At 53.0% G+C, this 22,199-nt stretch carries 18 protein-coding genes; 17 read left to right on the top strand and 1 reads right to left on the bottom strand.

The genetic code is table 11. The annotated features are described in order from the left end of the window. Positions 1–20 precede the first annotated feature (20 nt). Positions 21–773 (top strand): hypothetical protein, encoded by a 753-nt coding sequence (locus FW415_RS21545; protein ID WP_148389143.1) that lies wholly within the window; start codon positions 21–23, stop codon positions 771–773. 379 nt (positions 774–1,152) lie between these two features. On the opposite strand, the gene FW415_RS21540 is transcribed toward FW415_RS21545, so the two are convergent. Then, on the bottom strand, positions 1,153–1,365 hold the full coding sequence (locus tag FW415_RS21540) for a hypothetical protein (protein ID WP_210420766.1): 213 nt from the start codon (positions 1,363–1,365) through the stop codon (positions 1,153–1,155). Positions 1,366–1,529: 164 nt separating this feature from the next. Between FW415_RS21540 and FW415_RS21535 the strand changes: the two genes are divergently transcribed. From FW415_RS21535 to FW415_RS21465, 16 genes are all read left to right on the top strand, one after another. Beyond that, complete coding sequence (locus tag FW415_RS21535) at positions 1,530–2,285, top strand: hypothetical protein (RefSeq protein ID WP_148389141.1); 756 nt, start codon at positions 1,530–1,532, stop codon at positions 2,283–2,285. Beyond that, entirely contained in the window at positions 2,285–2,494 is a 210-nt protein-coding gene (locus FW415_RS21530) for a hypothetical protein (protein ID WP_148389139.1), read from the top strand. Before FW415_RS21535 ends, FW415_RS21530 begins: the two co-directional genes overlap by 1 nt. 133 nt (positions 2,495–2,627) lie before the next feature. Then, the gene (locus FW415_RS21525) at positions 2,628–3,479 is read left to right on the top strand and encodes a hypothetical protein (protein WP_148389137.1); all 852 of its coding nucleotides are present in this window, start codon (positions 2,628–2,630) and stop codon (positions 3,477–3,479) included. A gap of 111 nt (positions 3,480–3,590) precedes the next feature. Beyond that, positions 3,591–4,340, top strand: a complete 750-nt coding sequence (locus FW415_RS21520) for a hypothetical protein (RefSeq protein ID WP_148389135.1) — start codon at positions 3,591–3,593, stop codon at positions 4,338–4,340. Further along, complete coding sequence (locus FW415_RS21515; RefSeq protein WP_210420765.1) at positions 4,279–4,944, top strand: hypothetical protein; 666 nt, start codon at positions 4,279–4,281, stop codon at positions 4,942–4,944. The genes FW415_RS21520 and FW415_RS21515 overlap by 62 nt, the downstream gene beginning before the upstream one ends. 107 nt (positions 4,945–5,051) lie before the next feature. Continuing rightward, positions 5,052–5,216, top strand: a complete 165-nt coding sequence (locus tag FW415_RS25085; protein WP_168208937.1) for a hypothetical protein — start codon at positions 5,052–5,054, stop codon at positions 5,214–5,216. Between the two features lie 203 nt (positions 5,217–5,419). After that, positions 5,420–6,007: an RNA polymerase sigma factor gene (locus FW415_RS21510; RefSeq protein WP_168208936.1), complete on the top strand. Its 588-nt coding sequence runs from the start codon at positions 5,420–5,422 to the stop codon at positions 6,005–6,007. Positions 6,008–6,098: 91 nt separating this feature from the next. Next, positions 6,099–7,262 (top strand): FecR family protein, encoded by a 1,164-nt coding sequence (locus FW415_RS21505; protein ID WP_148389131.1) that lies wholly within the window; start codon positions 6,099–6,101, stop codon positions 7,260–7,262. A 305-nt stretch (positions 7,263–7,567) separates the two neighbouring features. After that, positions 7,568–11,116: a SusC/RagA family TonB-linked outer membrane protein gene (locus tag FW415_RS21500; protein WP_148389129.1), complete on the top strand. Its 3,549-nt coding sequence runs from the start codon at positions 7,568–7,570 to the stop codon at positions 11,114–11,116. Positions 11,117–11,229: 113 nt separating this feature from the next. Then, positions 11,230–12,642 (top strand): RagB/SusD family nutrient uptake outer membrane protein, encoded by a 1,413-nt coding sequence (locus FW415_RS21495; protein WP_148389127.1) that lies wholly within the window; start codon positions 11,230–11,232, stop codon positions 12,640–12,642. A gap of 6 nt (positions 12,643–12,648) precedes the next feature. Beyond that, entirely contained in the window at positions 12,649–13,815 is a 1,167-nt protein-coding gene (locus FW415_RS21490) for a TlpA disulfide reductase family protein (RefSeq protein WP_148389125.1), read from the top strand. 184 nt (positions 13,816–13,999) lie between these two features. Then, the gene (locus tag FW415_RS21485; protein WP_148389123.1) at positions 14,000–14,593 is read left to right on the top strand and encodes a sigma-70 family RNA polymerase sigma factor; all 594 of its coding nucleotides are present in this window, start codon (positions 14,000–14,002) and stop codon (positions 14,591–14,593) included. Positions 14,594–14,657: 64 nt separating this feature from the next. Beyond that, a complete protein-coding gene (locus tag FW415_RS21480; protein ID WP_148389120.1) occupies positions 14,658–15,812 on the top strand; it encodes a FecR family protein in 1,155 nt (384 codons plus the stop codon). 245 nt (positions 15,813–16,057) lie between these two features. Continuing rightward, positions 16,058–19,312 carry a SusC/RagA family TonB-linked outer membrane protein gene (locus FW415_RS21475; protein ID WP_168208935.1) on the top strand — a complete coding sequence of 1,085 codons (3,255 nt, stop codon included), beginning with the start codon at positions 16,058–16,060 and terminating at the stop codon, positions 19,310–19,312. A gap of 13 nt (positions 19,313–19,325) precedes the next feature. Next, positions 19,326–20,699: a RagB/SusD family nutrient uptake outer membrane protein gene (locus FW415_RS21470; RefSeq protein WP_168208934.1), complete on the top strand. Its 1,374-nt coding sequence runs from the start codon at positions 19,326–19,328 to the stop codon at positions 20,697–20,699. Between the two features lie 34 nt (positions 20,700–20,733). Beyond that, positions 20,734–22,170 (top strand): redoxin domain-containing protein, encoded by a 1,437-nt coding sequence (locus FW415_RS21465; protein ID WP_168208933.1) that lies wholly within the window; start codon positions 20,734–20,736, stop codon positions 22,168–22,170. The last annotated feature ends 29 nt before the right edge of the window (positions 22,171–22,199 follow it).

The following is a 22,199-nucleotide window of genomic DNA, read 5'->3' as shown; positions in this document are numbered from 1 at the left end:
AATGCATACAAAAGATACAAATGAAGATTTCAATAACTACACCCTTTTTATTATCAGCATTACTGATACTGATAACTGCGTCCGCCGAAGCGCAGAACCACCTGGTTACCCATAATTTTATCCGGCAGAAAGTGTCGGAAGGATATTTTGTACAGAAAGCCGGCACCACCATTCCACAGGACAATTTCTGCATTAGCAAAACGGAGGCGTTGAACTGGTTGTACCTGGAGGAAAGCCATCTGCCTTCCGATAACCGGATGCCCTGGTGGAGCGAATTGGTGCCACTGCAGGGATGCCCTCCGGCCGATTTGTATGCGAGGGTGGAAATAGACGCGCTGTATTATTTCCCGGACGATCCGCCGCCGGATTATTACTGGGCCTATTATGAGCCGCTGGCCTATGTCCGGTTTTACAGCGATGCCGCATGCACGCAACCGCTGGTGTTGCCCCAATCTGTGAACATTCAATACATCATCCGTGAGATCGCGTATGAGAACGATATCACCGTTGTAGGGGATTATACTTCACCGGTGGCCACGCTGACGGTTGCAGCGGGAAACAGTCAGGTACGGATCTATGATCATGATCTGCTATACGGTTACGAGAGTTTTGACGAGCTGGATGAATACGGCAACCTGCTCTGGTACGATATACATTGCTTCCTGTATCTTGTTGCGCACAGCGCTTTCCCGGAACAGCAGATCAGGCCTCCTGTTTTCCCATCAGGATTACCGCCCCGGTACACCCCTGATTTTACGGTTCCCTGTGATTAGGGAGTACCTATGACTGAATTATAGAGTTCGGGAAGAGATAATGCATAAGCATGCAGAGTATCTTGGCATTTATTTAGGTGTGAATATTAAGTGTTTGTAAATCAATTTATTGTGTGATTTCAGGAAGAATATTTGCGCTAATTTATTAAGCGGATAGTATCCATTTTATTGTTGAATTTATTGGTTTTAGTGTGAGGTTTTGATTCCAATCCAGTTAACTCCTGGTTATCGGAGAATTGAGTTCCAAAGGAAGGATCGTACCTGAATCGGTCCCTCTTTTTATACCCTGACCCTGAACGCCCCCCAGGCTATTCCAGGCTGGTATCCCTGGGTAATCCCCGGAGTATCCCCGGGACATCCCTCCCTTTAACCCCACCGGTCACCGCAACATCTCCAGCACTTCATCCTCCGCAAACCCCGCAAACGAGCAAAATTCACTCACCGTCACAAAATCCCGCGATTTCTTCCCATAAGCTTTTCGTACCTGTGCCAGTATCCTCCGCGCCGTACGCTCGGTACGGCCCGTCATCATCGCTATATCCTTGGGATAGATCACTATTCGCCTGGGGGACATTTCAGGAAACTTTGGCATAAAACGGTCATCTGTTTTTTGTACGGAATGCGACTGGTCTAGCTTCGCTGTTATCGGTACCGAATGTACGAAATCAGGGAAGACGTTCCCTGGCCTCGTCACCAAAGGCTTACCGGGCACGCCTTGCAAGTGTCCACATTTTTTACACTAAAACTGAAATGATCATGGGAAAACAATCCGGTGTGATACAAATCGAAGGAGTTGTAGGGAACTTCAGCTTCTATAAAACCAAAGACGGCTACCGCGTAAGAACGAAAGGTGGTGTTTCCGCGGAACGCATAGCCACGGACCCGAAGTTCGCGCGTACCCGCGAAAACCTCTCGGAATTTGGCCGTGCGGGCAAAGGCAGCAAGCTGCTTCGTTCGGCCATGGCAACGGCCATTGTACTGTCGAAAGACAGGAAGCTGGTAACCCGCCTCACCCGCGAAATGATGCGCGCCGTCAAAGCGGACCCGCTCAGCCCCCGGGGCATGCGCAATATAGCAGATGGCGATACCGCGCTGCTGGAAGGCTTTGAGTTCAACATCGCCTCGCCGCTCAGCACATCGCTTTTTGCGCCTTACACGGCGGTGATTGACCGGGCAACGGGCAACCTGCAGGTAGATTTTGCACCATTCGTTCCGGAGACGGCTATTGCCAGCCCGGCTGGGGCCACGCACTTTGAACTGCATGCCGTTGCAGCGGAACTGGATTTTGTGAATAACCTGTACAAAAGTGAAGTGGCCGCGAGTGGAGACCTGCCCATCAATGGCACAGCCACCGCACCACTGACGCTGGCTATGCCGTTGCCTGCCAACAGCGCAAAGCCGCTCTTCCTGGCACTGGGTATTTCATTCGTCCAGCTGGTTAATGGCAACCGTTACGTGATGAACAACGGCACGTTCAATGCCCTGGCGCTGGTGAAAGTATCACATGCCTGATGAAACCGCGGAAACCTAAGGTACCGCTCCTCCGCAAACTCAGGACCGCCGGTTTAATACTGGCAGCAGCAGGCGGCGCCATCATCACCGCCCCGGTAACAATGCCGGCCATCGTTACCGATATTGCACAATACCTCGCAGTTGCGGGCGGCGTACTCACAGCGGTGAGCCAGGCGGCTTACGGAAGACCTGCCAGAAAGCAGGCATAATTGCAGACCGTTCCCGGCATATCGGGAACGGTTTTTTTTGTTTTGCTAAAAAAAATCTTAGTTTTAGCACTTTCAACCCCTTGATCCGTTCAGCGAATTACACCAAAACCATAACCAAAATCAAAACCATCTTATGAATGCAGAGATCCTGGCGTTACAGCAACTGATCCGTGCTGTGCTATCTCCCGAACCCGGCGGACTGCTTGAGCGTATCAAATCCAGCCTGCCGGATGCCAACATCAACGAGCGCCTCCATCAGCTGATACTGGACGTCGCTACGGAGAACATGACCTATGAGAACAGCAAACCCGCTACATTCAGCCGGTTCAATTGCCTCCTGGCTTTCCTGGAAGATGTGCTGACAGTGGTGGCCCGGGGCGGACAGGTGCAGCGGGAGTTGCATGTACTGCTTTGCAGCTACAATATCAATCATCAGAAAGCCATACAGTATTGCAAAGAGACGATAGAAACAAAGATCTCCGCAGTAACCAGCCTGGCCGCGAAAGTTGACAAACTGGCACTCATTCGCAAACGGATCAACCAGATCACCGGTAAAGACGATCACGTCTACGAAGCAGGACTACCGGACCTGAAGAAGCAACTGAATATCTGGATAGATGAAGAAATAGCTTATCTCGAAAAGCGGATGACGCTCGGGCTGGATAAAGAGGCTGATGCAGACCCCGAATATGCCGGTGACAAGATCGTGTTCGATCTGAATATCCAGGAACTGGCCTGCCTGATGAATGCAGCCGAAGCCGTGGGCATCGTAAAGGTGCGCAACACCACGCAATTCCTGAAAGCAGCCGCCCGGATATACGCTACCAACACGCAGGATGTAATTGACCCCGGCTCCCTGAGAACCCTCTACTACAAGAACCGGCTTTCAGCCATGATAGGCGTCCGTGATAAGATCACCGACCTGCTGAATGAAATGACAAAAAGGATCGGCAGACAAAAAAAGGGTAAAATATCAGTCTCATAATCACCCGGTTACACCTGTTACCGGAAAGTTTACAGGTTTGCTGAATGAAAATATTCGCTTAATTCGCTGCCAGGTTAAAGATCATTGATCCGAATGCTTAAAACCCCGGCTATGAATTATGTGATACATCTCAACAGCTTTTTTCGCCTGGTACGGCAGGATGAGCGCCTGAAACCCAGTCATATCAGCCTTTACATGGCACTCTTTCAACGCTGGAATGAAGTGCATTTCAGCAGTGCATTCACCATTCATCGGGAACAGATCATGCAGCTTTGCAAGATCGGTTCGAAGAACACCTATCATGCCTGCATGAAGGAACTGCACCTGGCCCGTTATATCGTGTACCAGCCGCCGCTGCACAAGTTCGCGAAGGCAAAGGTGAAGATATTGTCATTGCCTTCGGGCGCCGCAACAGTGCCCCAGGCGGAACTGTTCCCGCCACCCGGAAATGGTACTGATAACGGGCCGGTTTTGACCCATACCGGTACCGGAAATGATACTGCTCCGGTACCGGAAACGGGACGCATTTATAAACAGATAAACAAATTAATAAACAGTGTAAACAGTCACAGCACCCTTTCCGGTACAAAAAATATCTTTCAGCAAACAATCCCGTCCGGCGCCGAAACAGCAGCCTATTGCCGGCAAAAAGGCTATGACCCCGCGGAAGGAAAAAAGTTCTTCCTGCACTATGAAAGCACCGGCTGGCTTACTGGCCGCCAAACCCCGATCACCAACTGGCAGGCCGCTGCCGATAAATGGATGCTGAATATCAACCCTAAAAAAACACCTTCAGTCTATGGAAACAGTAAAACCCATCTCCATTCCCAGGATGATAAAAACTATGCAGAGCCGTTTTGATTACGCAGAATATTGGGTGCAACTGACACTCAAAGGCCGCGAAAAATATGGTGAGCAATTCCAGCTCAGGGAAGATGATGCGCCGGTTATTGCCCGGATGATATGCTGGGTATTGAAAGACGAGCCGGTAGCAAAGAAAATGGACATCGAGATACATAAAGGCATTTTCCTTAACGGTCCCGTTGGAGCGGGAAAAACGAGCCTTATGCATTTGCTGAACTACCTCATGGAAGCCAGCCAGGTACATGCCATGCGTTCCTGCCGGGATATCAGTTTCGAGTTTTCCGCCGATGGATATGAAGTGATTGCCCGCTATGCCAAAAAGAGCTTTCGCGCACACAGCTATGAACCCAAAGCCTATTGTTTCGATGACCTGGGACTGGAATGCAGCGCCATGCACTTTGGCAGCCACTGCCAGGTCATGGGGGAGATCCTGCTAAGCCGCTACGATCTTTTTGTCAACTACGGTATGATCACCCATGTTACCACCAACCTGAACAGCCAGGATGTTGAAGAGGTGTACGGCAAAAGGGTGCGCAGCCGGTTGCGGCAGATGCTGAACCTCATCACGTTTCCGGGTGATACGCCGGATAAGCGGCGATAGTGGGGCAGTGGAGTTGTGAAAGCTACGTCATGACAGGCTGATATTTGGCCATGAAATCTTGAATTTGTAGAAAATGAGTTAATATAGGCAAAGCCTTGGAGCAGGAAATGCATGAATACTTTAAGCGGCTCAGTGATGCGGAAAAGAAGTCGGTATTACAGATGCTGAAAACATTTCTGAAGGGACGAAAAGAGCATATTGTACCCCAGACCGTGGAGGAAGAGAAATTTACCACACTGTTCGATCTGGAAAAAGAGATGCAGGCATGGTGAAAAGTTCGTTGTAAAAACAGCGTGGGTTTTAGGCGCCTTTGCATAAAAGCCCTGCAGATCATTGATTTGCAGGGCTTTCAAGTGTTCAGGCGTGTTCCGCAAAGCGCTGGATTCCCGGCCGGGCAATGCCCCGGTCAGGGAAATGCCTTCAGTTTTATGACAATTTATTTTTAGTTTGCGGAACGGAGGGATTAAACGGACATTTGCATAAGAGGGACCTACATAATGAGCAACAACTGATAAGGCTGTTCCGGGATGGGGACAGCGAGGCGGCAACGGAACTATACGGAAGGTTTTACAAGGGCCTGGTGTATTTCGCGCGCAAGATCGTTGGGCATGCCGGAGAAGCCGAGGATATTGCGCAGGACAGCATGGTGAAACTGTTCGGCAAGCAGAACGACTTTAACAACTTGTCGGATATCAAATCTTTTTTATACGTTAGCGTTCGCAACGCCTGCTTCAATTATTTAAAGGCACGCGACCGGCACGAACTGTCGCATCAGGAGCTGCGCTACCTGACCCCGGAAGGAGAGGAGACCGCGGACCTGGAAATGCTGAAGTCGAGAGTGCTGACCGAAATTTACCAGGAGGTGGCTGCCTTGCCCACCCAATGCGGCGAAGTTTTCCGGCTTATTTTCATTCGCAAGCTCAGTACCGCCGAAGCGGCGGAAAGGCTGGGCATTTCCCCTCAAACCGTCCTGAATCAAAAGGCCAGAGCCATCAGGTTATTACGTTACCGGCTTTCCGAAAAGGGCTTCCTGACTTTACTCCTGCTGATGAAATTGCTATAGAAATTTTTTTTTTCGCCTCTTTTGGTTAAAACGGTCTTTTAGTTGTGTTATACTAAAGGGGCGACCTCATATAACATCTTACTACCACGATATGGATGCGCAAAGAATGCATGAACTGGAACACCTTCTGCTGAAAAAGCTGGAAGGGAAGATCTCCGAAGAAGAGCTGCGGCACCTGGAAAGCTGGGCCGCGGAAAATCCGGAAAACGGCCGGCTGACGGAGGTCTTGTCCGATCGGGAATGGATGATGGAGCAGATGACGGAACTGGAAGCGATTGAAATTCCCATGCGGGAACCGGCGGTAGTGCCTCTTCGCCGCCCGTCTTTTTTCCGCCGTTGGGGCTGGGCTGCGGCCGTTTTATGCCTCGTGGGGGCGGGAGCCGCCCTGTGGCTGACCCGGCAACCCGCCGTACAACGCCCTCCCGTCGTGCAGGCCCCTGCGGAGCCCGATGTACAGCCGGGGCATGAAGGCGCAATCCTGACGCTGGCCGACGGGTCCGAGATCCCGCTTGACAGTACCTCCGGGGGCGAAATAGCCCGCCAGGGCGGGAGCAAACTGACGCTTGGCAAAGGGCAGCTGACGTACGACGCCGGCGCGCACGGGAAGGAAGTTGCAGAGTTCAATACCATTACCATCCCGCGCGGCAGGCAGTTCAGGCTCCTGCTGCCCGATGGATCGAAGGTATGGCTCAATTCCGCCAGCAGCATCCGCTTCCCGGTGGCGTTCACCGGAACCACAAGGGAGGTCACGGTAACAGGCGAAGCCTATTTCGAAGTGACGGAAAACAAACAACTGCCTTTCATCGTGAACGTGCCTGGCAGAACATCGCTCCGTGTGCTGGGCACCCGCTTCAATGTAAAGGCGTACCCGGACGAAACGGTGACCGTTGCTACCCTGCTGGAAGGCAGGCTGGCTGTAGCGGTAACGGGTGGTAATCAGGCCATCCTCAATCCCGGTCAGCAGGCAGTGATGGAAGGCACGCAATTGCAGCAGCGCAACGTGCCCAACGCTGAAGCTGCTGTAGCCTGGAAGAATGGATTGTTCAATTTCGACAATAAAAAACTGGATGAAGTGATGCGTGAACTGGCCAGGTGGTACGATCTGGAGATCGTCTACGAAAAGGGAATACCGGATATCATGTTCGGTGGGGAAATGGGCAGGAACGAACCCCTGTCCAACGTACTCCTCGGTCTGCAGGACGCCAGCGTGAAATTCAGGATAGACACAAACCGGCGGCTGGTAGTTTTGCCCTGAAGCCGGTCTGCCTTCATCCCTGCGCGTTGCCTGAAAAAAAATCGAGGTCTTGCCGAATAAAAAACCGGAAGTGATGGGGTCACTCCCGGCGAAGGTTCAGCAAGGTTATAATGCCGTACAGTAATTACGTTTAACAACCAAACCAAACATTGCAATTTATGCAAAAAACTGCTATTTGCAAGCGGTGGCGCGTGCCCGTAAGAGGCCGGTTCAGCTATCCCTTAACCGATGTATGTAGAAAGAACGATTCAGTATCTCTACCACACAGCGCGACACGGCGGCAATTTGAACAAATGCTGCGTATCATGAAAATTGTGAGCTTTCTGCTGCTGGCTGTATGCCTTCATGTTTCCGGGAGCGTCCGTTCCCAACACATCACATTCTCCGGCAACAACGTGTCGCTGGAAAAAGTGTTTTCCGTCATCAAGGAACAGGCGGGTTATGTGGTGATGTACAACAAACAGCTCATCCGCGACAAGCAACCGGTGAGCATTTCCGCCCGGAATATGCCGCTCGGCGAATTTCTCGACAGGGTGCTCAAAGACCGGTCGCTCAACTACCGTATTTCGGTGGAAACCATTTTCCTCTCCGAAAAACCTGCGGACCAGCAGGTGCCGGTGCGGGACGTGAAGGTATCGGGCATCGTCTATACCCAGGAGCGGCAACCGCTTCCGGGTGCTTCCGTTCGCGTGAAAGGCACGCAGACCGGCGCTTCTACCAGCGGCGAAGGGATGTTTACCCTGGCTGCGGTGCCGGAAGACGCGGTGCTACAGATCTCCTCCATCGGTTTCCAGATGAAGGAAGTGGCTATTGCCCGGCTTGTATCCGGCCGGACCATACCGGATGTGAAACGCCTGCCCGGCGATGATGCGTCCGTAAATTTCGAAGTGGTGCTCACCATGATGGTAGACTCCCTCGACGCGATTACCGTTAATAACTACGCCACTGGTTACCAGACGCTCAGCAAGGAGCGCTCTACCGGCGCTTTCGCCACCGTTACCGCCTCTTCCCTGAAGCAACAACGCCTCAGCGACCTGGGCGCACTGCTCGAAGGGCGCGTAGCCGGCTACAATAATGGACTGATCCGCGGCACCACCTCCATGAACGGCGTTACCACCCCGCTGTACGTGATAGACGGTTTCCCGGTGGAGAATACCACTTTCTCGGGAAATTCCCTCCAGGAAAACCTCCCCGGCCTCAACCTGGAAGACATTGAAAAGATCACCGTACTGAAAGACGCGGCTGCCGCTTCCATCTACGGCGCACGCGCGGCCAACGGCGTGGTGGTGATCATTACCAAAAGAGCGAAGAAAGGCCGTCCGCAGGTGAACGCATCTTCTACCATTACCTACCGGCCTTTCAATTATTATACCGGCAGGCTCACCAATTCCGCCGAAATCCTTGAACTGGAAAAGGAATGGGCCGCCGGCAATCCCAACTTTCAGGGCTCCGGCGCAGCTACTTACGCCCAGTCGCTCCTGGAAAATAAAGTGTATATCAACCAGGGGGCCGACGCTTACCTCAATTTCCACGCCGGCAACATCAGCCAGCAGGAACTGGATGCTAAGCTGAACAGCCTGGCGGGACAGGGATACAAGTTTTACGACGACGTGGCCGACTATGCCAAACGCAATACCTTCCTGCAACAGTACAACGTGAACGTGGCCAATGCGAGCGACAGGAATGCTTTCTATGCTTCCGTGACCTACCGCCACAATGCGCTGGAAGATAAATTCACCGCCAACAAGAACCTCGGCCTGAACATTCGGAACACCGCGCACCTTACACCCTGGCTTGATTTTGAAGTAAGTTCCTATCTCCAGTACGCCGATGGCAAAAGGCAAACCTATAATGCCATGTCACCCGGATATGGCGTGATGCCGTACGACTATCTGAAAAACTCCGACGGCTCCAATTTTACCATGACAGCCGATCGCCGCCTCAATCAGAACTCCCTGTCGATCATCAACCAGTACGATCTCTACAACATGGACATTACCCCGCTGGACGAGATCGGGCGTAACCTGGAACGGACGAGCAGCTTCATGAGCCGGAGCTATGCGAAGCTGGATGTGAAGTTCACGAAATGGCTGAACTACCAGGTGTCGTTCCAGTACGAAAATAACAACATGCGCAGCAATACCCTGTACGACAAGAACAGCTATTACGTGCGCAACCGGGTCAACAGTTTTGCGGGATACACGGCAGATCAGGGGTTCTTCTACCTGCTTCCGTACGGCAACATCTACAACCGCGAGAACCAGCTGAATACGGCCTACAACTTCCGCCAGCAGCTGAATTTCGACAAGCGTTTCGGTCAGCATCACAACGTTACGGCGATCATGGGTTCGGAAACGAAGAACATGAAGCTGGAACTGAACGACCAGACGCAATATAATTACGACCCTCATGTGCTTTCCTATAACCTGATCGATGCGCCGGCACTGGCTAATGCGCAGGGAACGTTCTTCAACGGCAATTTTTCTGCCAGCGACCTGGGCTTCGACCGGGAGATCATCAACCGCTTCGTGTCGTTTTACGGTAACGTGGGATATGCTTATGATGACAAATACCTGGTAACAGGCAGTCTCCGCTGGGACCGTTCCAACCTCTGGGGCACCAACTCCGAATATCAGAACAAACCCCTCTGGTCTGCGGGCCTGGGCTGGAACATCTACCGCGAGCCCTTCTTTACGCCCGGTTTTGTGACCTTCCTGAAGCTGCGCGGTTCGTATGGTGTAGGTGGTAATATTTCCAAAAACGCCGCACCGTACATGACCGCTTACTACAGTCCGAACTTCCAGGTAGGGGGAGTCCAGGGCAGCATCAGTTCCAGACCTAATCCGTTGCTGTCATGGGAGCGCACGTTCACCGGCAACATAGGCGTGGATGTAACGATGTACGACAACAGGATCACCGGTTCCGTGGATTATTACCGCAAACAGGGGAAAGACCTGCTGGCCAACACCATGGGGGTGCCCACCGAAGGGTTCGGATATTCCACCTATGAGATCAATAACGGTGAAATGACCAACCACGGCCTGGAAACTACCATCAGTGCCGACATCATCCGTTCCAAAAACTGGAAGTGGAACCTCACCGGCCTCTTCGCCTACAACAAGAACAAAGTAACGTATGTGAACGTGGAAGCACCGGTATATTTCCTCCAGCTGGACTATCCGATGGCTTATCCCCGCGTCGGCAATCCCTACCAGGCACTCTACGGGTATGAGTGGGCAGGCCTCAGCGCAGAAGGTTTGCCGCAGGTGTATGACGAAAAGGGAAGCATCGCCACGTTCTCGCCAAGTGAGCTGGACGCCATCAAGTACCTCGGTACCACCGTGCCCACATACAGCGGATCATTCAGCAGCGCCCTCGACTATAAGCGCTTCACCTTCGCGTTCCTGCTCACCTACGAAGGTGGGCACAAAATGCGGAACACATTCCTGCCCATGCTCGGGAATGCCTACAATTACAATATGTTCAGCTACATGACCCAGTTCAGCGCTGTGAACAAGGATATCGTCAACCGCTGGCGCGAGCCCGGCGACGAGGCCACCACCAATGTGCCGAGGGCAATCTTTGCGGAAGACCCGGCTTTCAGCTCCGATACATACAGTCTGTATAGCAGGGCTTCCATTAACGTGCTGAATGCGGCCAACATCCGCATGCGGAATATTTCGCTGGCTTACAATCTGCCGGAGCACTTTATCCGCAGGGCTTTCCTGCAAAGCGCGCGTTTCCAGTTCAACGTCGAGAACGCATTTACCATTGCGGCTGACAAGAACGCCAAATACCTGATGGGAGGATATGTAAGACCCAATTATGTGTGGAGCCTGCAACTTGGACTGTAATCATCGAACCTTTAAAAAAGAAAAGGCTATGAAACCGAGCAAGATACATTTTATCACACAGGGCCATGTTAATGCGAGGTTCCATTTGGCCCGTAAAAAATAAACATTAACAGATGAAGCGAATTATCAGATTTAACATATACATCGCCCTGATACTGGGTATAGTGCTGACAAGCGGCTGCAGCAAGTATCTCGACATCGTGCCCAAGGGTCGCAAAATGCCCACCACGCTGGCAGATTTCGAAGCCCTGATGCGCGACGAGTATGGCAATCACCGCTACCCGCATCTGCAGGCAATATATCTTCTTAACGACCGCTTCGAGCGGGCGGAGGCCCTGAATTATTACCCGCTTAACAAGGCCAATTACATGTGGTCCGAAGGGGAGAACAGGGTCACCTACAACAACAGCGACGAATCCGCTTACTACACCGCCTACGCAGCCATTTCCAGCTATAATCTCCTCGTTCAGTACGCGCCGGAAGCTACCGAAGCCACAGATGCGGAACGGAAGGTCCTCATAGCACAAGCCAAACTGGGCCGCGCCATGCATTACTTCCTGCTGGTGAATTATTATGCAGATACCTACGATGCCTCCAGTGCCGGTACCAAACTGTCTGTTCCGCTTATCGAAAGCGCGGACATCGGGGCGCCCTACCAGCAGGTGACCATCCAGGAAATGTACGATTACATCATTCGCAACGCCAGCGAAGCTTTGCCCGACCTGCCCGTGAAAGGCGCTACCATCCTGCATGGCTCCAAAGGCGCGGCGCATGCCTTCCTGGCCAGGGTATATCTCCAGATGGGTGACTACGATAAAGCCCTTACCTCCGCCAACGAGGCCCTGGCGCAAAATGACAAACTCTTCGACTGGGTGGCCTTTTACAATAGCTACCAAACCCAGATCGATCAGCCGGGCGTATATCCCAGCCTCCCTTCGCCGCGCACATACGATTTCGAAGAGAATTACATCTTCGGACATGAAGATGCCACTTACAGCAAAAGAGAGTATAATATCCGTACGGACCGTGCGGCCCGTTTCGAAGCCGGCGACGCCAGCTTCATGAGCCGCTGGAAACTGCGTACCATCGGAACGGACACGTACTACTACAGTATCATGACCGGCCGGTTTAACGATGGCGGCATCACCACCTCCGAGGTGTACCTGATCAAGGCGGAATGCCTGGCACGGGAAGACGATTGGTCCGGTGCCATGCAGGCGCTGAACGCCGTTCGCATAAAACGCATCCTGCCTGCGCAATACACTGCGCTCACCGCAGCCTCCACTGCCGAAGCCATCGAATACATCCGCCGCACCAAGGAAAGCATAACGCTCTTTTCCATCGTGGCATTTGCGGACATGCGGAGGTTCAACAAAGAGCCCCAGTACGCGCGTACACTCGCAAAAACCGAGAACGGAACCGCCCTGACGCTTGCGCCAGGCTCACATATGTGGACGATGCCCTTCCCGCAAGGCGCCATCAACAATCCCGGCAACGGAACCATTCATCAAAACGTAAATCAATAACCCGCCATGAGAAAAACACTGCTCAGCAAAACCTTCTTCACCGCGGCCGTTCTGGCGCTCGCGGTGATATTTTCATCTTTCCAGCCTGAAGGAAAATACACCATCACCGGACATTTCAGCGAACTGCCCGACGGCACCGTCATGGAAATGATCCCTGCCGGTACCCACAAGGACGAAAAACCCGTTGGCACCGCTATCGTGAAATCCGGCCAGTTTACTTTTACCGGCAGCGTGGACGGTCCGCGTTACTTTTTCGTGAAGATCGCCGACGGCGGCTACAGCGGCTTTTCACTGATGGTGGAAAATGCAGCGATCAGCGTAACCGGGAAGGCAGCGCCGGGCAAAGGCGGCAAGGGCCTGACTTTCTCTGATATCCAGGTGAAAGGCAGCCAGTCGCACGCAGCGTATGAAGAAAAATCCTCCCTGCGCAGCCGCCTGAATGTACTGTATGAAGCCTATCATGAACGCGGCAAAGCCGTTACCGATGAGCTGACCGCAGCCCGCAATGCAAAGGATACCGTTTTGCAGAAAAAAATCATGACTTCGGATGCCTGGAAGCAGTTCGAAAAAGAAGAGCATGAATTCTTCCAGACGGTTGGCAATGCCATCGATTCCCTGGTTATCGCCAATAAAGATACCTGGTGGGGACCGTTCCTCCTGCTCAATAATTTCAGCTATTTAACACCGGAACAAAAGCCTCTTTTCGAGCAATTCTCCAAAGAAGCAAAAGAAAGCTATTACGGCCAGGCGGTATATGCCAACCTTTACCCGAAAAGCTATATCGGCCAGAAAGCTCCCTCGCTGGCGTTTGCCGATGTGAACAAGCAACCGGTATCTTTCGCCTCCATCGCGAAAGGGAAGAAATATGTGGTCGTTGATTTCTGGGCTTCCTGGTGCGCGCCCTGCCGCAAGGCGGTGCCTGCCCTGAAAGCGTTCTATACTGAAAATAGCAAAGACGTGGAGATCATCAGCGTGTCGATCGACAAGAAAGACACCGACTGGACGAAAGCCGACAAGGAAGAAAACTTCCCCTGGCACAGCTATCTCGACCGTCAGGGCCTTGCCAACGCTTACCAGGTGAAAGCCATTCCCGCCATGTTCCTGCTCGATGCAAAAGGAATTGTGGTGGCGGAGAATGTAACGCTGGATCAGATCCGGGAAAAGATAAAATAAGCGTAAGGCAATAGCAGGATAACGGGGCCGTTTCGGAAATAGCTGAAACGGCCCCTGGATTAACTGCGCCATTCCAAAACTGCAAGTCCTCGTTAACAGCAGCAATGCAATCTCCCTGTCCATTCTGTGTTCAATTTTTCCGTTTTTTGTCATAGTTTGCAATGGGGTGTTAAACGAGAAAAAATTGTCAACCGACCAATCACAGGCTGAAAGGGATTTGCTGACGCGGATGGCGTCTGGTGATACCGCGGCCTTCAGCCAACTCTATAACCGGTATTGGGACGAGCTTTTTACCCTGGCGGCAAGGATGCTGAGAGCAGAGGAGGAAGCGGCGGATGTGTTGCAGGATGTATTTTATTCTCTCTGGCAACGTAGGGAAGAACTGGCCGTCAGCGGTTCAGTATCCGCCTACCTCCATACCAGCGTACGCTACCGGGTGCGGGATTATATCGCCAGAAACATCACCCGCAGGGATTACCTGTCGCTGCTCACGGATACCGCTGTTCATACCCTTCCCCCAAATTCCCTGCTCCGGCTCGAACTAAAAGAGATCCAGGAAGCCATACGATCCACGGTTGCCCGCATGCCTGCCCGGGTGCGCGAAGCCTACACCCTCCGCCGGGAACACCATCTCAGCTACGCGGAAATTGCCGGAAAAATGGGCACATCTCCCGAAACCGCCCGGAAACAGGTGCAACAGGCGATGATACTCATAAAAAATACGCTGGGGTACACCGGTGTAGCCGTCATTATGGCTCTTTCCGGCCTGCTGAAATAATTTTTCCCCTTTTTATACCCGGTTGGGCTTTTTCAACCGACTATACTATAACCACGTAAATATTATGGACGCAAATAAAGCCAGAGAACTGCTCGAACGCTATAATCAGGGTCTTTGTACCGCAGAGGAAAAGCGCCTCGTTGAGGCCTGGGAGGAGGAGCTGGAAGCTTCGGGTGATGAGATCACCAATGTGCCCCGGATGAAGGATTGGCAGGAAGCGGTGCATGCGCGCCTGATGGAAAGGATCGGGGAAGAGAAAGCGGACCTGGCGCCGGTGACCGTGCATCGTGTGCATTTCATGCGCCGCTGGGGCTGGGCTGCCGCCGCCATTCTTTTGATTGGACTGGTAACCTACCTGCTGACAGGCGAAAATGGAACGCCCGCACCGGAGCAGGCAGCCGTGGTGCAGGACATTGCCCCCGGCAGGTCCGGTGCGATCCTCACGCTGGCCGACGGCACGCAGGTGGAGCTGGATAGCCTGGGCAACGGCCTGATCGCTTCGCAACAGGGGGTGGATGTGAAACTGGAGAATGGAGAGGTGGCGTACGATGATGCGGACCAAAGTGCGAAAGAATTGATCTATAATACCATGACCACGCCCAAGGGGCGCCAGTTCAGGCTGACACTGCCCGATGGAACAAAGGTCTGGCTCAACGCCGCCAGCTCCCTTCGGTTCCCGATGGTTTTCCTCGGGGCGGACCGTACAGTGGAAGTGACGGGGGAAGCTTACTTCGAAGTGGCCAAAGACGACCGCAAACCCTTTAACGTGGTGGTTAACCAAACCGCAACGGTACAGGTGCTGGGGACGCATTTTAATATCAATGCCTACAGCAACGAGCCGGTAATGCAAACAACATTGCTGGAAGGAAGCCTGGCGGTATTGCACGGCAACCGGCGCGCATTGCTCAAACCTGGGCAGCAGGCCCGGTTGGAACCGGAAAAAGAGAATGGGCTGACTGTGACGGCTGATGTGGATCTGGATAAAGTGATAGCCTGGAAGAACGGCATCTTCAACTTTGAAGGCGCGAAACTTGCGGAATTCCTGCAGCAGGTGGAAAGATGGTACGACATTGATGTGGTATATGAAAAAGGCGTTCCGGACATGACATTCTGGGGCAAAATGACGAGAGATATTCCCTTGTCGGGACTCCTGGTAGTACTGGAGAAATCGAACGTGAAATTCAGGCTGGAAGGGCGCAAGCTGACAATATTACCTTGACATACATGAGATATTTATTTGCCAACCGGAGAGAAAACAAGAAAGAGAACAGATCGGGGCCAACTATGTAGAAAAAAAGAAAGCCGCCCGGGTTGCACCCCGGACGGCGTATTCGATCGAAATCAAACAGGTCTGGAAAACCATTTAATTAACAACCAAACTGATCGCAATTTATGCAAAAAATCTGCCATTGGCGGATGGGGGACGCATACACCCGCCATCGCCTAACCAAAATCCTGAGGGTCATGAGATGGACTGCCTTTCTGTTGACGTTATTGCTAGTGCATACCTATGCTGTGGGCTCCGCGCAAAATGTGTCCTGGTCCGGGACGGGAGCTAAATTGAAACAGGTTTTTTCGGCTGTGGAAAAGCAGACCGGTTATGTGTTCTTCGCCAACGAACGTTTTTTTGACAAAACGTTGCCGGTTACTTTCAAAGCGGAAAATATGCCGGTATTCGAGTTTTTGAATACGGTACTGAAAGATCAGCCACTGGATTATGTGGTGCAGGGTAAAACGATTATTCTGAGCTGGAAGCAACGCCCCGCGGAACAGCCGGTCGTTCCGGCCAGGGAAGCCCGCCAGCCGCTGGATACCTTCACCCTGCGGGGCCGTGTGACAGATGAAACCGGCCATCCCGTCGCTTCCGTTTCCGTGGTGATCCCCGGTACGTCTTTCGGTACGCTGACCCGGGGTGATGGCACTTATGTGCTCCGCAACGCATATCGTGAAGGGGAAGTGGCCTTTTCCTACGTAGGGTATGAAACGGTGCGCACGCAGGTGAAAGGCCGCGAAACGATCAATATTCAACTGAAGCAAAGCGTGAGCACCCTCGAAACGGTGGTGATCGGTTATGGCACCACTACCAGGACGCGCAATACGGGCAGCATCAGCTCCATATCGGCCGAAGAGATCGCCAAACAGCCCATTGCCAACCCGCTCAACGCCCTGCAGGGCCGTGTGGCTGGTGCACTGGTAACCCAGTCCAACGGCCTGCCCGGCTCCCGCGTGACCATCGTGGTACGCGGCATTAATACCCTTGATCCTACAGGTGCGGGTGCGCAGCCGCTGTACATCGTTGATGGGGTGCCTTTCAATATACAGGATGGGGCAATTCCCGTTAACAATGATGTCAATGCCCGGGGGGGCTCCTACGCGGCACAGGGCGGTATCAGCCCTTTCAGTATCATCAATCCCTCCGAGATCGAGCGGATAGATGTGCTCAAAGATGCGGACGCTACAGCTATCTACGGCACCCGCGGCGCTAACGGCGTGGTGCTCATCACTACAAAAAAAGGCAAAGCCGGTAAAACGAAATTTGATGTGAACGTGTACCGGGGAGCCGGTAAGGTAGGCCACTTTATCCCGATGATGAACAACCAGCAATACCGTCAGATGCGGTACGAAGCTTTCGCCAACGATGGTATCACACCCACTGCGGCCAATGCGCCCGATCTGCTGGTCTGGGATTCCACCAAAACCACCGACTGGCAAAGCAAGTACCTGGGAGGCACCGCCAATACTACTGATGCACAGGCTACCGTTTCAGGCGGGGATGGCCGGAACCGCTTCCTGCTGAATGCCGGTTACCATAAAGAAACCACCGTATTCCCCGGCGGATTTGATGACTATCGCGTGTCCGCCCGCCTGAATGCGGACCATAGTTCTCAGGATCAAAAGTTCAACGCTGCCGTGGCCGTGAACTATTCCTTCGGTGAAAGCAACCTGCTCCGGCAGGACCTTAGCAGCCGGTACATCCTGCCGCCGAACTTTCCGCTTTACGATGATAACGGCAACCTGGTATGGGTGGGCAATTTCCCGAACCCTGAGACATACCTGCTGCAGAAATATTTCGGCAAAACCAGCAACCTGATGGTTAACTCGGTATTGCGCTACACGGTGATCCCCGGGCTGGATATCAAAACCAGCTTTGGGTTCAACAGTATCTCGCTGGATCAGAATACCCGGATGCCCGCTATTTCGAAAAGCCCCCTCGGCGGAACCCCCACCAACTCCGCCTTGTTCGATAATTTCGATCAGCGTTCCTGGATACTGGAGCCGCAAGTCACCTACAGCCGTAACATTGCCAAAGGCAGGCTGCTGGCGCTGCTGGGTTCCACTTTTCAGCACAGTCTCAATACTTCCTTCAGCATGACGGCCGACAACTACAGCACGGCGGCACTGCTGGGATCTTTAGCAGGCGCCGGTTCCTATGGCACACCGGGCACCAGCCATACGCAATACCGGTATAACTCCGTCTTCGGCCGCGTGACCTACGACTGGGATTCCCGCTACATCTTCAATGCTGTGCTGCGCCGTGATGGCTCGTCCCGCTTCGGCGCCAGCAACCGCTTCGGTGACTTCTGGTCGGTAGGTGCGGCATGGGTCTTTTCTAACGAGCATTTCCTGAATGCGCAGCACTGGCTGAACTTTGGGAAACTGCGTGCCAGCTACGGCGTAACAGGTAACGACCAGATCGGCGATTACCTTTACCGTACGCTGTACACGCCGCAAACGCCTTATGAGAACGGTGCGGCCGTTGCACCCAACCGGATCGACAATCCCACGCTGCAATGGCAGACCACCTATAAAATGGAGTTTGGTCTTGATCTGGGTTTCCTTCAGGACAGGCTGCAGCTCACGGCCAACTATTACCGCAACCGCACCCCCAATCAACTGGGCTTCCTTTCCATGGCATCACAGGCAGGGTTCAACTCTTACAGCGCCAACTTCGATGCCCTCATTCAGAACACCGGCGTAGAGTTCGAGCTGAATACGGTGAATGTAAGGACGAAGGCCTTCCGCTGGAGTTCTTCGTTCAATCTCACCATCCCCCGTACCAAAGTAGTGCGCGCGAGCAAAAGCTATTTCTACTACAACGCCAATGCCATCGGGCAACAGCTCAGTTACCTGCTGCGTTTCAGGTATGCCGGAGTGGACCCTGGCACCGGGCGGCCCATGTACCGTGATATGGGTAAAGACAGTCTCACCTTCACGCCCAACTTTTCCACAGACCGGGCGGTAGTGGGGTACACCGCCCCCAAGGCTTACGGCGGTCTGAATAATACATTCACCTACCGGAATTTCGATCTGAGCTTCTTCCTTCAATATACTTTCCAGGACGGAACATTGCTGCCCACTTCATCGCCCGGCGCACTGAGCAACGGCAATATGCCCGTACACTGGCTTGACCGCTGGCAGCAACCCGGCGATCCCACCAATGTACCGCGCTATTCTTCCGCTACCACTATTTACTCGGGCTATTCGTCATCCGATGCAGTGTTCGGGAATACCTCCTTCCTGCGCCTGCGCAACGTGAATATTTCCTACAAGCTGCCGGAGGCATGGGCCCACCGCATCAGGATGGACAATCTCCGTGTATATCTGCAGGGGCAGAACCTTGGATGGATATCTAAACAGAAATATGTGTACGACCCGGAAACAGGCCTCAACATGCCGCCGCTGCGCGTGATCACAGCCGGTATCAATGTTTCACTTTAAAACCGATTACAGCATGACACTCAGACATATCAGCATAAAAAACACCTGCGGAGGGCTCATTTTCCTGGCGGCCGTTTCAGGCATGGCTTCGTGCGAAAAATTCATCGATATCAGCACACCGCCCAACGCCATCGGTTCGGATAACGCCTATGTGGATTCCGCCAGCGCTTCGGCAGTGATCTCGGGGATTTACAGCGGCCTGTCATCCGGTAGCAGGTCTGTTTTTTTCAACAGCATCAAGTATGGAGCGATGAGCGCCGATGAAGGATATTATGTTTCCACTACCAGCTTCGATAATTTCAAGAATAACACGCTGGCCGCGGGCAACGAACTGGCCGAGATGTATTTGAATATATATACCCGTATCGGCCGTACCAATTATGCCATCGAAGGGCTGACGGCCACGACTGCGCTGTCGGCATCGTTGCGGAACCAGCTGCTGGGCGAAGCGAAATTTCTCCGCGCGTGGTGCTACTTCCAGATGACCAATTTCTTCGGCAAAATGCCCCTCGTAACCAATACCAATGCTATCGCGAACAGCCAGCTGCCCCGTGCGGAAGTGGCAGATGTGTACAAGCAAATGGTAACGGACCTGACGGAAGCCAAAGAGCTGATGCGCTCCACCTATCCTTCAGCCGGCCGGTCCAGAGCCAACCGCTACGTGGCTGCGGCGCTGCTCGCCAAGGTGTACCTGTACCAGGGTAACTGGGAGGCGTCCGAAGCAGCGGCATCCGAAGTGATCGGCAATGTTGATTACAGCCTGGTAAACGATCTCAGCCAGGTCTTTCTTAACAACAGCAGCGAAACCATCTGGCATATCTCCCTGTTGGGCCTGCCTAACCAGGCCGCCATACAAGCATCCGAGTTCGTACCCGCGAGCACGCCTACGTTCGTGCTATACGATACGCTCGCCAATACATTCGAAGCCAACGATCAGCGTAAGGTTTTCTGGACGCAGCCCATCACCTGGCAGGGCAAGGAATACCGTTACCCATACAAGTACAAAGTCCGGCAAACGATTGCCGGGACCGAGTATCCCATCGTTTTCCGGCTGGCCGAAATGTATTTGATCCGTGCTGAAGCCCGCGCCAATCAGAACAAAACGGAGGACGGCGTGAAGGATATCAATGAAGTGCGCGGCCGCGCACAGATCGGCCTGTTGCCGCTCAATACAGGTAAGGAAGCGTTGCTTGCCGCCCTGGAGCATGAACACTGGGTGGAGCTTTTCACGGAATCCGACAGGTGGTTTAACCTGAAGAGACTGAATAAAGCCACCGAAGTGCTGAGCCTCATCAAGCCGCAATGGCAATCCTTCCAGCAGCTGTACCCCATCCCCCTGCAGGAACGTAATGCTAACCCGGTCCTTGATGATAATCCGGATTACTAAACCAACCCAATACTATCTCGCAAAAATGTACGACATGAAAAAAATACTTACGGTATCGTTGTTGATAACAGCCACTTGCGCCGTGGCGCAACAAGCTCCTCAACAGCGCAGCAACCCCCGGCTCGACTCGCTGGTGAATGAAAAAGATCCGGCCGTGGTGCAACAGCGTGTTGCGAAGCTGGCATCCGGCAACGAGGAAGACCTCGGCGTCCTGCTGCAGTACTACAATGCCAAACCAGATGCCGGCAATGCCGACTCGTTGTTCGAAGCTATCGTGAAGCAATATCCGCTCGGCCGCTTCGCCGCCGTTGATGGCATGAACAAACTCTTCCAGGCAAAAGGTGGAAAAACGCAGGAGGACATGTACCTGGCCTACCGCCGCCAGTTCCCTGACGCAGAGATGGATATGATCCGCTATTCGGTGGCCAATGCCTATGTGGAAGAGAAGAACACGAAGAAAGCGCTGGAATATGTAAGCCAGGTGAAAGGGGCCGGTTTCCGTAATACAGCGATCACGATCATTGCCGGTCAGCTGATGATGTATGACAACAAATCCGCTAAAGCCCTGGTTAAAACGGAGCTGGACAATGCCCGGAAGCTGTACGAAAACCCGGATCCCGCCCGTGCCGGCGACCGCCTGTACAACCCCCGGAACGATTATTACCGTTTTCTGAACCTGTACGGCAAGATACTTATGCAGGACAAAGACTACGCAGGTGCGCTGAAATACATCGCTGAGGCGTACGACAGCACCGGCGGCAAAGATGAGGAAATGGCCCGCAACTACGGTCTCCTGCTGAGCCGCAATGGCAAATACCGGGAAGCCTTCAGCATATTGGATAAATTCGCCCGTGAGGGGAAAGCCGATGCGGAGATGAAGAAGGCGTTATTGCTTGCTTATGAGCAACTGAACCCCGGCAGGGAGAGTTCCGCGTATATGGCGGAAGTTCAGCAGGTGCTGAGGGAAAAGATCCGGGAAGATGTGGCGAAGATGCTGGTGGATGAAGCGGCGCCCGCATTCGAAGTGAAGGATGTGAATGGTAAAACCGTATCGCTGGCGGATTTTAAAGGTAAAACCATTGTGCTCGATTTTTGGGCTACCTGGTGCGGCCCCTGCAAGAAATCATTCCCGGCCATGCAGATGGCGGTAAACAAATACAGCAAGGACCCGAATGTGGAGTTCCTTTTCATTCATACCTGGGAACGTACCGCAACACCGCAGCAAGACGCGCAGGATTACCTGGCGGAAAACAAGTTTACATTCGACCTGTATATGGACGCCAAAGATCCCGCGACCAAAAAGAACAATGCGGTGTCAATGTTCGGGGTCAGAGGCATTCCCGCCAAGTTCGTGATCGATGGCCGTGGAAACATCCGTTTCAAGGTGACTGGCTTCACCGGCGGCGATGATGCAGCGGTAGAGGAACTCTCAGCCATGATTGATATGGCGGCCGCAAACAGTAAAGGATAGCCGTTACAGCTTTACCAGCGTCATCATTA

Origin of the sequence: Chitinophaga sp. XS-30, from assembly GCF_008086345.1 — a bacterium.
Classification (GTDB): Bacteria; Bacteroidota; Bacteroidia; order Chitinophagales; family Chitinophagaceae; genus Chitinophaga.
Note: the sequence above shows the minus strand (reverse complement) of the source record. Positions and strands in the feature narration are given on the sequence as shown.

What these genes read in the sequence shown, in the direction of transcription:
- FW415_RS21520 (WP_148389135.1), top strand. Translation starts at nt 3,591, where the DNA reads ATGAATTATGTGATACATCTCAACAGCTTTTTTCGCCTGGTACGGCAG.
- FW415_RS21530 (WP_148389139.1), top strand. Translation starts at nt 2,285, where the DNA reads ATGAAACCGCGGAAACCTAAGGTACCGCTCCTCCGCAAACTCAGGACC.
- FW415_RS21540 (WP_210420766.1), bottom strand. Translation starts at nt 1,365, where the DNA reads ATGCCAAAGTTTCCTGAAATGTCCCCCAGGCGAATAGTGATCTATCCC.
- FW415_RS21490 (WP_148389125.1), top strand. Translation starts at nt 12,649, where the DNA reads ATGAGAAAAACACTGCTCAGCAAAACCTTCTTCACCGCGGCCGTTCTG.
- FW415_RS21515 (WP_210420765.1), top strand. Translation starts at nt 4,279, where the DNA reads ATGGAAACAGTAAAACCCATCTCCATTCCCAGGATGATAAAAACTATG.
- FW415_RS25085 (WP_168208937.1), top strand. Translation starts at nt 5,052, where the DNA reads ATGCATGAATACTTTAAGCGGCTCAGTGATGCGGAAAAGAAGTCGGTA.
- FW415_RS21535 (WP_148389141.1), top strand. Translation starts at nt 1,530, where the DNA reads ATGGGAAAACAATCCGGTGTGATACAAATCGAAGGAGTTGTAGGGAAC.
- FW415_RS21500 (WP_148389129.1), top strand. Translation starts at nt 7,568, where the DNA reads ATGAAAATTGTGAGCTTTCTGCTGCTGGCTGTATGCCTTCATGTTTCC.
- FW415_RS21495 (WP_148389127.1), top strand. Translation starts at nt 11,230, where the DNA reads ATGAAGCGAATTATCAGATTTAACATATACATCGCCCTGATACTGGGT.
- FW415_RS21525 (WP_148389137.1), top strand. Translation starts at nt 2,628, where the DNA reads ATGAATGCAGAGATCCTGGCGTTACAGCAACTGATCCGTGCTGTGCTA.
- FW415_RS21505 (WP_148389131.1), top strand. Translation starts at nt 6,099, where the DNA reads ATGGATGCGCAAAGAATGCATGAACTGGAACACCTTCTGCTGAAAAAG.
- FW415_RS21470 (WP_168208934.1), top strand. Translation starts at nt 19,326, where the DNA reads ATGACACTCAGACATATCAGCATAAAAAACACCTGCGGAGGGCTCATT.
- FW415_RS21465 (WP_168208933.1), top strand. Translation starts at nt 20,734, where the DNA reads ATGAAAAAAATACTTACGGTATCGTTGTTGATAACAGCCACTTGCGCC.
- FW415_RS21545 (WP_148389143.1), top strand. Translation starts at nt 21, where the DNA reads ATGAAGATTTCAATAACTACACCCTTTTTATTATCAGCATTACTGATA.
- FW415_RS21475 (WP_168208935.1), top strand. Translation starts at nt 16,058, where the DNA reads ATGAGATGGACTGCCTTTCTGTTGACGTTATTGCTAGTGCATACCTAT.
- FW415_RS21480 (WP_148389120.1), top strand. Translation starts at nt 14,658, where the DNA reads ATGGACGCAAATAAAGCCAGAGAACTGCTCGAACGCTATAATCAGGGT.